General features: G+C 63.8%; 11 protein-coding genes. 3 read left to right on the top strand and 8 right to left on the bottom strand.

Going from position 1 to position 12,996, the window contains the following annotated elements; translation table 11 throughout:
* Window positions 1-10: 10 nt before the first annotated feature.
* From AB0L58_RS35175 to AB0L58_RS35150, 6 genes are read right to left on the bottom strand one after another with little or no spacing between them, the layout of a single operon-like run.
* Window positions 11-775 (bottom strand): SDR family oxidoreductase, encoded by a 765-nt coding sequence (locus tag AB0L58_RS35175; protein ID WP_364393990.1) that lies wholly within the window; start codon window positions 773-775, stop codon window positions 11-13.
* Window positions 776-816: 41 nt separating this feature from the next.
* Entirely contained in the window at window positions 817-2,514 is a 1,698-nt protein-coding gene (locus AB0L58_RS35170; RefSeq protein WP_364393988.1) for an ABC transporter permease subunit, read from the bottom strand.
* Window positions 2,514-3,677, bottom strand: coding sequence for an ABC transporter ATP-binding protein (locus AB0L58_RS35165; RefSeq protein WP_364393985.1), 1,164 nt, complete (start codon window positions 3,675-3,677; stop codon window positions 2,514-2,516). The genes AB0L58_RS35170 and AB0L58_RS35165 overlap by 1 nt, the downstream gene beginning before the upstream one ends.
* Window positions 3,678-3,687: 10 nt before the next feature.
* Window positions 3,688-4,440 (bottom strand): SDR family oxidoreductase, encoded by a 753-nt coding sequence (locus tag AB0L58_RS35160; RefSeq protein ID WP_364393982.1) that lies wholly within the window; start codon window positions 4,438-4,440, stop codon window positions 3,688-3,690.
* Window positions 4,441-4,461: 21 nt separating this feature from the next.
* On the bottom strand, window positions 4,462-5,499 hold the full coding sequence (locus AB0L58_RS35155) for a substrate-binding domain-containing protein (protein WP_364393979.1): 1,038 nt from the start codon (window positions 5,497-5,499) through the stop codon (window positions 4,462-4,464).
* A 16-nt stretch (window positions 5,500-5,515) separates the two neighbouring features.
* Window positions 5,516-6,202, bottom strand: coding sequence for an alpha/beta hydrolase (locus tag AB0L58_RS35150; protein ID WP_364393977.1), 687 nt, complete (start codon window positions 6,200-6,202; stop codon window positions 5,516-5,518).
* Between the two features lie 110 nt (window positions 6,203-6,312).
* Here AB0L58_RS35150 and AB0L58_RS35145 point away from each other — a divergent pair, with 110 nt between their 5' ends.
* Window positions 6,313-8,247 (top strand): FAD-dependent oxidoreductase, encoded by a 1,935-nt coding sequence (locus AB0L58_RS35145; protein WP_364393975.1) that lies wholly within the window; start codon window positions 6,313-6,315, stop codon window positions 8,245-8,247.
* A 116-nt stretch (window positions 8,248-8,363) separates the two neighbouring features.
* Here the strand turns inward: AB0L58_RS35145 and AB0L58_RS35140 are convergent, their stop codons facing one another.
* Both AB0L58_RS35140 and AB0L58_RS35135 read right to left on the bottom strand, forming a co-directional pair.
* Window positions 8,364-8,540, bottom strand: coding sequence for a hypothetical protein (locus tag AB0L58_RS35140; RefSeq protein WP_364394057.1), 177 nt, complete (start codon window positions 8,538-8,540; stop codon window positions 8,364-8,366).
* Window positions 8,537-9,796 carry an MFS transporter gene (locus AB0L58_RS35135; protein WP_364393973.1) on the bottom strand — a complete coding sequence of 420 codons (1,260 nt, stop codon included), beginning with the start codon at window positions 9,794-9,796 and terminating at the stop codon, window positions 8,537-8,539. Before AB0L58_RS35135 ends, AB0L58_RS35140 begins: the two co-directional genes overlap by 4 nt.
* A gap of 281 nt (window positions 9,797-10,077) precedes the next feature.
* Between AB0L58_RS35135 and AB0L58_RS35130 the strand changes: the two genes are divergently transcribed.
* A complete protein-coding gene (locus AB0L58_RS35130; protein ID WP_364393970.1) occupies window positions 10,078-11,121 on the top strand; it encodes a UDP-glucuronic acid decarboxylase family protein in 1,044 nt (347 codons plus the stop codon).
* Window positions 11,122-11,294: 173 nt separating this feature from the next.
* Window positions 11,295-12,956, top strand: coding sequence for a glycosyltransferase (locus AB0L58_RS35125; RefSeq protein WP_364393967.1), 1,662 nt, complete (start codon window positions 11,295-11,297; stop codon window positions 12,954-12,956).
* Window positions 12,957-12,996: the final 40 nt, after the last annotated feature.

Here is a 12,996-nt window from a genome sequence, read left to right as displayed (position 1 = left end):
GAGGAATCGGTCAGGCACAGGTCCAGCCACCGTCCACATAGAGTTCGGTGCCGGTGATGAAGGTCGAATCGTCGCCCGCCAGAAAAGCGACGGCGGCCGCGACCTCTTCGGCACGGCCCAGTCGGCCCATCGGAGTGTTGGCGACCATCGCCCGGTGCCGCTCGGTGCCCTCGTATCGTTCGAGGAGCTGTGGCGTTTCGATGAACCCCGGATGGATCGAATTGACTCGCACTCCCCTTGTCGCCCAATGCAATGCGGCGTTCTTCGTCATACTGCGCACGGCACCCTTCGCCGCCGCGTAGGCCACGCTGTTGCCCAGACCGCCGACGGTGCCGAGGATCGAGCAGATATTGACGATCGATCCGCCGCCGGTCCGCTCGATCAGCGCGCCCGCATACTTCATGCCCAGCCAGGTGCCGGTCTGACTCACCTCGATCACCCGGTTGTACCGATCCAGATTCTCGTCAACCACCGACGCCAGGCTGCCGATGGCACCGTTGTTGACCACGGCATCCAGACTCGGGAAGCGCTCCGACACCGCTGACAACGCTTGCTGCCACTGCGACTCTCGCGTGATGTCCAATCCCAGAACCTGATGCCGCTCGGCTTGTTCCAGACCGGCGGTCAGTTTCTCGCACGCCTCGACGTCGACGTCGGTCACCACGACCGACGCCCCCTCGTCGGCCAGGCGGCGCACGATCTCCACGCCGATTCCCCCAGTCGAACCGGTCACCAACACGACCTTGCCATCCAGCCTCGAAACACCGAGAGTCATTGCTGTGCAGTCCTTTCGAAGTCGGAGCTGGGCTCCGACGGTCAGAGCTTGCCGAGTACGTTGCGGCCGCCGACCAGCATGGCGAGTGCGACGCCGATCGTGGTGACCGCGGTCATGAGCAGGGCCATCGCCGCGACCAGCGGATAGGAGCCGTTCTGCCACATATCGAACAGCAGAGTCCCCATCACCTGGGTGGTCGATGCACGCACCAACAGCGATGCCGCGAATTCGTGCGTCAGCAGGATGAACATCAACGCGACCGCGCTGAGGATGGTGGGGCGCATCAACGGCAGCATGATCCGCGTGTTCGTGACGAATGGTGATGCTCCGCTGGTCGCCGACGCCTCGGTATAGGTGTTGCCGAGCGACAGCATCGCGGTCATCTGCATGCGCGTCGCGAAGGGCAACATCAGTACGACGTAGACGAGGATGATCACTGTTCGGGTGCCGTACAGAATCAGTGGCGGCTCGGTATAGGTGAGCAGGAAACCGACGCCGAAGATCACCGCCGGGATGCCGAGCGGCAATGCCGTGATGAAATCACCGATGACGGCCAATATCTTGTAGCGTCGGCCGCGTACCAACAGGTTGGCCATCACGTAGCCGATGGGTACGCAGATCGCCACCGCGCCGAGCGATGTCAGCACACTCGTGATCACCGATTCGACGATCGCGTCGGTGGCGGCCAACTCTCGGAAATTGTCGAGCGTGAACAGGTTCCACGACAGTGACCCCGACCAGTACCGCGTCGAGGCCACGATGATCAACCCGACCAAGGGGATGACGAGGGCGAACAACGCGTAGCCGACGATTGTCACCACGGCCCAGGTAGCGCGGCCGGTCGACGGCGCGAATGCCTTGCCGCCGTGGGTGACGAAGCGAGTCTGGTTGCCCAGCAAGGCCTTCTGGATCAGCACCAGGACGAGCCCGAAGATCACGAGTGGCGAACCCGCCGCGGCGGCAGCGGCGAAGTCCGATGGTGATTCCGACACTCGGCGATACATCTCGGTGGTGAGCACCTTGATGCCGCTGTTCTGGCCCAGCAGCAGCGGACCGGTGAACTGGCCGAGGCCCAGCAACAACGCGATTCCGCCGCCATAGATCAACGACGGGCGCAGCAGCGGCAGCACCACCCGGAAGAACACTCCGAGTGTGGACGACCCACTCACCTGAGCGGCCTCGAGATGCTCGGAGCTGACGTTCTGCATGCCCGCGCTGACGAAAAGGTAGACGAACGATGTCAGCCCGAAGGCGGTGAGGATGATGATCCACGGAACGGTATAGACATCAATCGGTCCGGTATCCGATCCGCTCCACCATGGCAGCTTCCTGAGCACCAGATTCAGGTAGCCGGGCCCCGGTGACAGCAGGAAGGCCCAACCGACGACGTTGGCGACCGCGGGCATGACAATCGGCAGGATGGGAATGATCCGCAGGAAACCGAGTCGGTCCGGCAGTCGGCTCGCCGCAAACGCCAGCACCGTGCCGAGCACCATCGCGATCACGAGCGATCCGAGGGCCAGCGCGATGGTGGTTCCGATCGTTTCCGCGATATCGAAGCGCCCGTATTGGTTTCGATAACCCTGTGCGCCGTTCTCGAACGCCAGCGATTGCAGCCGGATCATCGGCAATACGACCAGATAGGCGAGAACCGCCAGCAAGGCCAGATATCCGATCCTGGCCCGCCACTGTGCGGGTACGGCCAAGGACCGGGTGGCCGAGGCCGTGAGCGTGGCCATCACGACTGCCCTCCCGCACCCGCGGTCGCCAGCTGCGGCACATCCGCGCCAGCGCTGTCCGGATGCGCGAATACCCGCAGGCTCGCCGGGGAGAAACTGACGATCATGGGATCTCCGGGACGGCTTCGGCGCAATGTGGCACCGTGGGTGGCCGAGTCGACTCGCACCGCGAGCTGTTCACCGCCCGTGCGAACGGTCACGTCGAAGTGGCGGCCGCCGTATTCGTATGTCACCAACTCGGCGTGCAATGCCACATCGCCCGGCGGCACTTCGTCGATCGAGGAATGCACCACGACATCGTCGGGACGTAGCCGCGCGACCGCGGACGTCCCTTCATCGGCTCGTCCGCGCACCACCGCACGTGTCAGGTCGATATCGTCACCGGCCGAGGTGATCCAGCCGCCGGGACCGCGGCGCAGTTCGAGCCGGTTGGCCATACCGATGAACGCGGCAACATACTCCGACACCGGATGCTCGAAAACCTGCTCGGGCGCATCGTACTGTTCGATCTTGCCCGCCTTCATAATGGCGACGCGGTCACCGAGAGCAAATGCCTCGGCTTGGTCGTGGGTGACGAAAACCGCTGTGAATCCGAGACTTCGATGCAGCTGATGGATTTGCGAACGAACCTGATCCCGCAATCTGGCGTCCAGGTTGCTCAATGGTTCATCGAAGAGCACCAGATCGGGCCGGGCCACCAGGCCACGGGCCACCGCGACGCGCTGCTGCTGTCCACCGCTGAGCTGCGCCGGGTACCGGTCGAGTAGCTCTGTGCAGTCGACCATGGCTGCGGCACTTTCGACCGCTCCGTCCGAGATCTCCTTCCGCAGTTTCCGGACCTGCAGCGGATATCGAATGTTCTTGCGCACGGTCATATGTGGCCACAGCGCGTACGACTGGAACACCATTCCGATATTCCGTTTGTGGACAGGTACATTCAGGTTCGCCTCGGCGTCGAAGACGCGCCGGTCCTTGAAGGTGATCGAACCATCCTGGGGCGTCTCCAATCCGGCCAGACAGCGCAGTGTGGTGGTCTTGCCGCAGCCACTCGGACCCAGCAGGACGAGGAGTTCGCCTTCCTCGATCGCTAGATCGAGTCGGTCGACGACAACGTTCGATCCATAGGTCTTCGTGAGACCGGAAACTGTGAACTGCGAGCTCATCTCATGCCTTCTAGGTCTGCTTCTTGGGTGTGCGGACGCCGGCGGCGATGCCGCCATCGATCAGCAAGTCGATTCCGGTGACATAGCTGCTGTCGTCACCGGCAAGGAACAAGATCGCCTTCGCGACCTCCATCGGGCTGCCACGCCGCTGCATCGGGATGGATCGCACATAGGCGTCGACATCGTCTGCGGCGAAGTCGGGAACCGCGGTGATCTCGGTGTCGATGCTGCCAGGGCACACCGTGTTGACACGGATACCACGATCGGCCAGTTCCAGTGCCGCGACTTTGCTCAGGGCGCGGACACCGAATTTCGACGCGCCGTAGGCGCCGAGTTCGGCGGTGGCGAGCACGCCCCGCAGCGACGAGATGTTGATGACCGCCCCGCCGGCAACCATCGCCGCGGCGGCCGCCTGCAGCCCGAGGAATGTGCCCACCAGATTGAGGTCGATCATTCTGCGGAACTGCTGCAGCGTGGTTTGCGTCAGTGGCGCTTTCATCGCTGCTCCGGCACTGTTCACCAGCACCCTGAGGGGGTGTCCCGCGCGCTCCATATCGGAAGTGACTGCCTGCCAATCGGATTCGGCAGTCACATCGAGCCGACGGTAATGCGCGGTCGGCCCCAGCTCGTGTGCGCGTCGCTCCCCCGCTGCGTCGTCGACGTCGGTGAGGTACACCGTCGCACCCTTGCTCGCGAACAGTTCGGCGGTCGCGCCGCCGATTCCGCCGGACGCACCGGTGACCAATACGTTGACTCCGTGCATCAATGCAGTACTCCCGTCGTATCAGCTCTGGAAAAGTTGGGACCACTCTTGGGAGTACTTCTCGATCTTCTCGGAAGTCAGATCACCGGTGTCCGGTGCGGCGATGTCCTGCGCGCGGGCTACCGCGCCCGGGATATCGGCCAACGCCGCCGCGTATCCACCGTTGAGCGCTGTCTGCCCTTCCCGAGTGACCATGAAATTCGCCAGTACCTGAGCGGCATTGGGATGCGGCGCCACGCTCGTGACCTGGCTGTACCAGGGGGTGCCCCACGGCGACGGCGGCAGGGTCCAGTTGACCGGCGCCCCTGCGGCCACCTCGGTCACCAAAGGCTGAACCGAGGGCGTCACGACAATTTCACCGGAGGTCAGCGCCTGTGCGACCCCCAGCGCGCTCGGGTAGATCCGCGGCTTCAGGGCAGCGAGTTGCTTCCAGTAATCCTCGCCATACGTGCGCGCGTAGTACCGGTACAGATCGACGTACGAAGCGATGCCGGACGGATTGACGATTCCGATCTTGCCCCGATAGGCGGGATTCACTACGTCCTGGGGAGATTTCAGGCCGTTCGGCACCGCGCCGGTGTTCCAGCCCAGCGCGAAAACCGCCGCACTCGTCAGGAAGAACCGATTGCTGAGCACACTCTTGTCCGGCTGATACTCGGGCGCCTTCAGGTCCGGCCCGACCAACTCGGTGGAGTACGTCCCCGATTTCGCGGCATTGGTGATCCATGCCGCATCGGTCAACATGTGCACATCGGCGGTGCCCTTGCCGGTCTTCTTCTCGGTCTCCACCCGCGGGTTGATGTCGGCGTCGGTGCCGCGCACGAAGTCCAGCTTGATTCGCGGATACTTTGCCTGGAACGCAGTCTTCAGGGCTTCGAGGTTGGCGGGCTTTTGGCTCGAGTAGAGCATCACGGCGCCCTCCTCGTTGGCCGCGGCGACCACCTCGTCCCAGCTCCCGACGACGGGCTTCGAGCCGGACGAACTCCCACCGCAGGCGGCCAGGCCGAATGTCGAGGCGACAATCGCGAATGCGGCGACCGCCTTGGTCAGCGATTTCATGACGGAATCTGTTTCCTTACCTGATCGAATCGAGAAGAGTGGCCAGATCGTTCGGGATCGAGACCATCGGCATGTGGCCCGATTCGAGAAATCGGGTGCTTCCGCCGACGAGGTCGGCGGACCGCGATTGCAGATCCGGCGAATAGCACGCATCTTTGGTGAGGCGAATATAGGTTCGCGGCAGGTCGGCCGACAGGCCCGAAAGATCTACCGTTTCCTCGAGCAGCGCCGCCGAATCATCGATGACCTGATCCGCGGTCCATTCCGTCTGCTCGGGTGACATGTCATTGCACAACATGGCAACCGCGGCAGCGCGGTCCTGGTGATAAACCCCGCCGACGATCGACTGTTTCACCGCGGTCTGGACATCCGGATCGATCTGGTCGAGCACGCGTGTCGTGTGCGGCGGCACGACCGCGGACAGGAACACGACGTGTTCGATGCGATCCGCCAGCTCCGGTAGCACCCGCGGAACCGACACTCCGGCGAACGAGTGCGCGACTATCACAATGTCGGTGAGGTCGGCCGCATCCTCGATGATCGCCGCAGCACAGTCGTCGAGGGTTACGCTCTGGATGTCATGGTCGGACCGCTTTCCGCGGCCGGGCAAATCGACGGCGATCGTCGGCCCAGCGAGCAGCGGCAGCAAGCGGTCCCAGCAGGAGGCGGCCATACCCGCTCCGTGCACGAGCAAAAAGGACATCGAACCTCCGAAACTGAACTGATCTCAGTTTGAGAATCTATCCGCCACCCCTTGTGGTGTCAATCACATGGATGCAAACTCATGAAGTGAATCCAGTTCAGGAGAATCCTGTGCCCACTCACCAGGCATCCCAGCCGCTGCGGATCGGCGCGGTACGGCTGCGAAATCGTCTGGTCGCCACCGCGCACGGATCCGGGGTGGTCAGCGGAGGTCTGGCACAGCCAGGTGATGCGCAGTATTGGCGGCGCTGCGCCGCCGGGGGTGCGGCGATGGTGATCGCGGGCGGCACGGTCGTGAGTCCGGAATCGGCGAATCGAATCGGCAACATCACCGAGGCTTGGCGGCCCGAGGCGATCACCGGGCTGCGGGCGCGCGCGACCGCGATCAGTGACGAGGGCGCGGTTCCGGTCTGCCAACTCGTGCACCTCGGACGTGAAACACTCGGAGCCGAGATCTGGGAGCACCCGATCGCGCCGTCGGATATCAGATCGCCGCGAGAGCCGGTGCGCGCCAGGACAATGACCGATGCCGACGTCGATCGAATGATTGCGAGCTTTGTCCTCAGTTCCCGCCATGCCGTCGACGCGGGTTTCCCCGCGATCGAACTGCATGCGGCCCATGGCTATCTGCTGGCCCAGTTCCTATCGCCCGCTTCCAACGTCCGCGCGGAGTCCAACACGGTTGCGGGGCGAGTGCAGGTTCTACACCGGCTGCATGCCGAGATCGCGGCGTCTTGTCCGGAAGTGGTACTCGGGGTGCGCGTTTCGATAGACGGCGCGGCGGAAGCCGGTCTGGATCTCGACGGGCTGTGCGAGCTGATGCCGCTACTGGACATGTTCGACTACGTGAATGTGACCGCAGGGGTGCGGACCACATATGTGCGTGATATGGCGACCGCCGAGCCGCCGCTGCTCGCGAGTGTGCGGCGGCTGCGCGCGGCAACGACGCGGCCGTTGCTGGTGTCGCAGGCGTTTCGCTCCAGACCGGACATCGAATCCGCATTGGCGGCCGGAGCCGATCTGATCGGGATGGCTCGACCGCTCATAGCCGATCCACAACTGCCGCAAAAGTTATTGCGGGGCAATGACTCTCAGATCCGGCCGTGCGTATCGTGCAATGAGGACTGCCGCACATTTACTCCGGTCCTGCTCTGCTCGGTGAATCCGACCCTCGCCCCACCCGGCCACGACGCCCGTCCGGCAGCGCCGCTGCAGTTCGGTCTGCCACCGACAGCGTCGCGGCGAGTGGCGGTGGTGGGGGCCGGACCGGCGGGCCTGGAGGCCACGTTCCGACTCAACGGGACGCATGACGTGACGCTGTTCGAAGCGCACGAGCGGATCGGTGGCCAGCTGGCCGTTGCGGCGCAGGCGCCGAACAGGGCCGGCTGGTCGAAGTTACTGCGGTTCTATACCGACAATCTCGGGAGAGCCGATGTGCGACTCGGGCACCGTGTAACACCGAGCGACTTGGGCGATTTCGATGAGGTCATCGTCGCGACCGGCGCCACGGAGCTCGGCACGCCCGGTGCGTTGTCCTCGACAGGTCTTATCGCCGATCGGTACGCGATAGCACCGGGAGATCGGGTGATCGTCATCGACGACGGCTTCGGCTCATGGCTTACCGTCAGCGCGATCGAAGCCGCGCTGGCGGCAGGCGCCGCCCGAGTGACCGTGGTGGTCCCGGGACCGGCATTCGCAGCTGCCATCCCACCGGAGAGCCGGGTCCAACTGATGAAGCGGCTCGCCGGGAGCCCGGTGGAGTTCGTCATCGGCGCGGCTGTGACGGAGATAGGAGCGAACCGCGCCGGCACCGTAGTGCGCTGCCGACATCTCCTGTCGGACAGGACATTCGAGATCATGTGCGAACACGCCGTTGCCGTCGGAGAAAGGATCGCCACCGAGTGGCGAGACATCGAGCAGGCACTTCCGCAGGCACGAGTGCAGGTCATCGGGGATGCGGTAGTGCCGCGACGGGTCGCGCACGCGGTGGCCGAGGGATACGCTGCGGCGCAGTCGATCACGGACACGGCTGTCCGATCGGGTTAGCCCGCGGCGCTCATCGTGCGGGTGACCGCACAGGCCGTAAACCTACGCACGCCCCGCTCGGCGAGGGATCCGAGCGGGGCGTGAGCTCGACGTTGCTTACCGTCGCACTCGGCGGGCTACTTCGGGGCGGGCATCGGCTGGTTGATCGTGGTGAAGTACTGGATCGCCGCACCGATCGCCACCGGTGCGGTCATGAGGATCCGACCGGCCGGGGTGCCGAGGGCACCGACTGCGATGATGCCGCGGTGAACGCGAGAGCAATGGACATTCCGGCCCAGCCGGCCGTGCGTCACCTGTGGTTACGACGGGCCAGACGCGTCAATTGTCCGACGGACAGGGCTGCGACGAGCAGGCACAGGGGTACCAGGCCGAATGCCGCACGAATTCCGAGCAGATCCGCCGCGACGCCGAGGAGGAAAGGGGCGGCCCCGAAGCCGAACGCGACACCGTAGGAGTTGCGTGACATGGCGAGTTCGGGCTGCTGATTCGACGCCCGGATGGTAAGGGCCACGCTGAGCGGGAAGTGCAACGAGATGCCCAACCCGCAGCAGATGAGTCCGGCTATGGCGATTCCTGGGTCGGCCGCGGACCAGAACACTGCGAATCCCGCCGCCGCGACCGCCAGTGCAGAGAACATCAAGGGGACGGTGGGAAACCGCGCGACCACCCATCCGCCTGCGAGTCGGCCGACCACCATGCCGCCGAGCACGGCGGAGACCCCTGTAGCAGCCGTGTTCGCAGCCATTCCGGTGTGCATCCGAAGTTCCTCGGGTGACCACAGCATCAGACCCGCCTCGACGGAACCGGTGGCCAGCAGGCAAATCCACGCCAGCCAGTACCGCGGTGGCAAGCTCTCGCCGTCGGACTGTCTTTGATCGGGAACGATGCGGACCGCGACCGTCGACCGTCGGTGGTTCAGCGCGGTTACCACAGCGAGCACACCAGCGAAAACAATCGAAAGGCCCATTGCCGCACGCCAACCCAGTCCGGCGTCCACCGCGGCGTTGATCAGCAGCGGGGAGATGATCCCCATGCTGGCACTGGCCGCGTTTGCCTCACTGATCGCTGCTCCGGAAGCCGTTCCGTGGTGGTCGGAGAGTCCGGTGGATACTGCGCTGAGCACGAGGATGCCGAAAGTCATGGCGAATGCGGCACCCACGAGCGTGCCGGTCACCGATGGCGCCAGGCAGAAGATAGCCGCGCCGGAGCCCAGTCCGCCCAGCGCGATCGACAGTAGGACCGCTAGTGGAAACCGCCGCGTCAAATGCGGGAACAATGCGCCGCCGAGCACCGCGCCGACCGCCAACGCCGGTCCGTACAGGCCGGCGACAGTGCGGCTCACATCCGCCTCCTGCCTGAGCAGGAGTACGGCGGGGCCGAATCCGAACTGGAAATATCCGAGGGCGCCCTGCTGCGCGTAGTGCAGCCACGTGACGCGATCTCGCACGAGGCGGGTCGCCGAGTCGCTCGCAGCGATCGTCTCGGAGTGGTCGAACCGGCCCTTCTGCAATTGCAAGACACTGTCAAGCCCGACTGAGTCGCCGCTCAATGAATTTCATCCTTCGTTAATTTACCCGCGAGTGCGGTAGGGCCGACATGGTCGCTCCTATTTTGGAGTCAGGTGTCATAGTGGGCGTACGAGCTGACAAAGAGACATCGCGGCCGAGCCCATTACCGGGCTGTAAAAGCGCTGCTTGATGCATACAATCCGATGGCGGCAGCTTGTCGAGCACGGGCGCAGTACGGTTTTCGGGCAAACCGAACCGGCCAACCTGTCGCGCATCGGAGTCTCGTTGCGGCTTATTCTTCTGATATCGGGTTGGCGATGCGATGCCAGCTCAAACTCGTATATCGCCGAGGTGTTCGATGCATGTTCTGGTAACTGGCGGCGCTGGATTTATCGGCTCCCACTTGTGTGCGTTACTCCTCGGTCGAGGTGATCAGGTTATATGTGTTGACGACTTGTCGACCGGCAGCAAATCCAATATCGAGCGTTTGACGGAAAACCCAGCCTTCGAATTCCATGAGGCTGATGTCAGCGCCGGACTGGAGATCGAGGGCACGGTTTCCGCGGTTGTGCATCTGGCCAGCCCGGCCTCCCCGCCCGACTATCACCGGCTGCCACTCGAAACGCTTGCGGTCGGGAGTCGTGGAACGGAGAACGCCCTACGGCTGGCGCACCACCATGGTGCCCGCTTCGTGCTGGCATCGACCAGTGAGATCTACGGTGACCCGCTGATGCATCCGCAACGCGAAGAGTATTGGGGCAATGTCAATCCGATCGGCCCACGCAGCGTGTACGACGAAGCCAAACGGTTCGCCGAGGCGATTACCGTCGCCTACCGGCGAACCCTGGGCGTCGATACCGGTGTGATTCGGATATTCAATACTTACGGTCCCCGGATGCGCCCCCACGATGGCCGCGTCGTGACCAGCTTTATCACGCAGGCTCTGAATGGTGACCCGCTGACAATCTACGGCGACGGGAGCCAAACCCGAAGTTTCTGCTACGTCGATGATCTCATCCGCGGCATTGTCGCCATGATCGACTCGTCCGAGCCGGGTCCGGTCAACCTGGGTAACCCGAATGAACGTACCGTAGCCGAACTTGCCGAGTTGGTCTCGGCGGTCACGGGCACCCGCTCCCCCATCGAGTTCCACCCGCTGCCAACCGACGACCCGACCCGACGTCGCCCGGACATCACCAAGGCACTGACCACTCTCGACTGGTCGCCGCGAGTCGATATCGAGGATGGGTTGCGGCGCACGGTGGAGTGGTTCCGGTCCAGGCCGGAGGAGGTGGCTGCGGCCGCCGCCGCCGTTGCCGGCGGGCAATGCGACAACCTGTTCCCCGAATACCAGGAACAGCTGTGAACTCGCTCGGTCCTACACAATCACAAACGCAGGCTCACCCGACCCCCGATGATCGAGACCGCACTGCGGCAATCCGACGACTGTCCGATGGCAATGTCATCGAAATTTCTTCGCGCGGACCGATATTCGATCAGGGCACGAGACGGCAGCGGACTTTCGGCCCGAAAACCTTCGTGCCCGCACTGCGGCGCCGGGAGCGCGTACTCGTCGCCGCCCTGACTATCGGCTGGCTCGTCGGCGTCCTGGCTTTCTGGTGGTGGTGGCTGCGGCCCGAAAACCGGGCGGGATGGATCGGGTTCCTTATCGGCAGCACGGTATTGCTGTACCTCTCCTGTGAGCCGCTGTCCTATCTGGCCGCGGCGAACCGGCTGTGGCAAGTGGATCGACGATTGCCGGTGCCCGGGCTTCGGGTCGCGTTTGTCGTCACACGCGCACCGTCGGAGCCATGGGACGTCGCGAGGACAACGCTGTCGTCGATGCTGGCGCAAGAGTTTCCGTCCCCCTACGACGTGTGGCTGTGCGATGAGCAGCCGACCGCGGAGGTGACCGATTGGTGTGTGGCGCAAGGCGTCCAGATTTCCAGCCGATTCGGTGTCGCGGAATATCACTGTGACTCCTGGCCCCGCCGCACTCGCTGCAAGGAGGGCAACCTCGCGTACTTCTACGATCGCGTGGGGTACCAGAATTACGACGTCGCAGTGCATGTCGACTGCGATCATGTGCCGGACTCGTCCACGCTGGCGGAGATGGTCCGGCCGTTCGGCGATCCCGCCGTCGGTTACGTTGCGGCACCGAATAATTGCGACCGCAACGCGGCCAGTTCTTGGTCGGCTCGCGGACGGGTGCATCGCGAGGCCTACTTCCACGGTCCTGTTCAACTCGGTCACAACCGCGGACTGGCGCCCATCCCCATCGGCTCCCACTGGGCGATCAGAACACAGGCCCTCGCCGAGATCGGCGGGATCGGTCCAGAGCTCCTGGAAGACTTCTCGACCGGGTTCCTGCTCGAATCAGCCGGCTGGCGCGGCGCCTTCGCCGTCGCGGCCGGTACGCACGGGAACGGACCATTGACCTTTTCGGCGATGCTCGTCCAAGAATTTCAATGGACACGGAGCCTGACGACCCTGCTGTTGCGGGTGGTACCGCTACATTTCGGTCGGCTCAGTTGGCGGTTGCGGCTACGGTATCTATACGCGATGCTCTTCCACTCCGCGTTGATCGTGGCCATCGGGTGCGGCATAGCGACCCTGACGATCAGTGCCGTCACCGGGGCGAAGTGGTTCGCCGCCAACCCGGTTCTGGTGCTCCTGTACTGGGTGGCCAATTCGCTCTGGCTCGTCCTGCTCACTGTGGTGTTGCGCCGAGCCGGGCTGCTCCGGCCGATCGATACACCAATTCTGAGCTGGGAGAACTGGCTGTACCGCCTGACCAGGTGGCCGTTCATCGCCTGGGGCGTGGGTGCGGCGGTCTGGCAACTGTTCCGGCCCAGCACGATCACGATCAAGGTGACTCCCAAAGAGGTGGACGGGCTCGAGCCGCTTCCGTCCAGACTGATCGCACCTTATGCCGCGATCGGAACGACGTTGGGCGCTATCGCGTTCGTCGGCCAGCTGTCCAGTGCGACGGCAAGTTACGTCTTCCTTTCACTATTGGGGGCGGCGGTCTTTATCGTCGTGACGTTCGCGGTGTGTCTGCTGCATGCTGCGGAAACCGTCAAGGCAGCCGAAGTGAGTTTTCGCCGCGCTATCGAGAATGTGGCCGCCCCGTTTTCGATAGCTGCACTGACAATTACACCCACCATTGCGGCGATGGCCCTGTTTGTTATTCGAAAGTGAATGCAGAAAGGCACCGAGATCCCTTATCGGAATCGTGGAT

Origin of the sequence: Nocardia sp. NPDC052112, assembly GCF_040680135.1 — a bacterium.
Classification (GTDB): Bacteria; Actinomycetota; Actinomycetes; order Mycobacteriales; family Mycobacteriaceae; genus Nocardia.
Note: the sequence above shows the minus strand (reverse complement) of the source record. Positions and strands in the feature narration are given on the sequence as shown.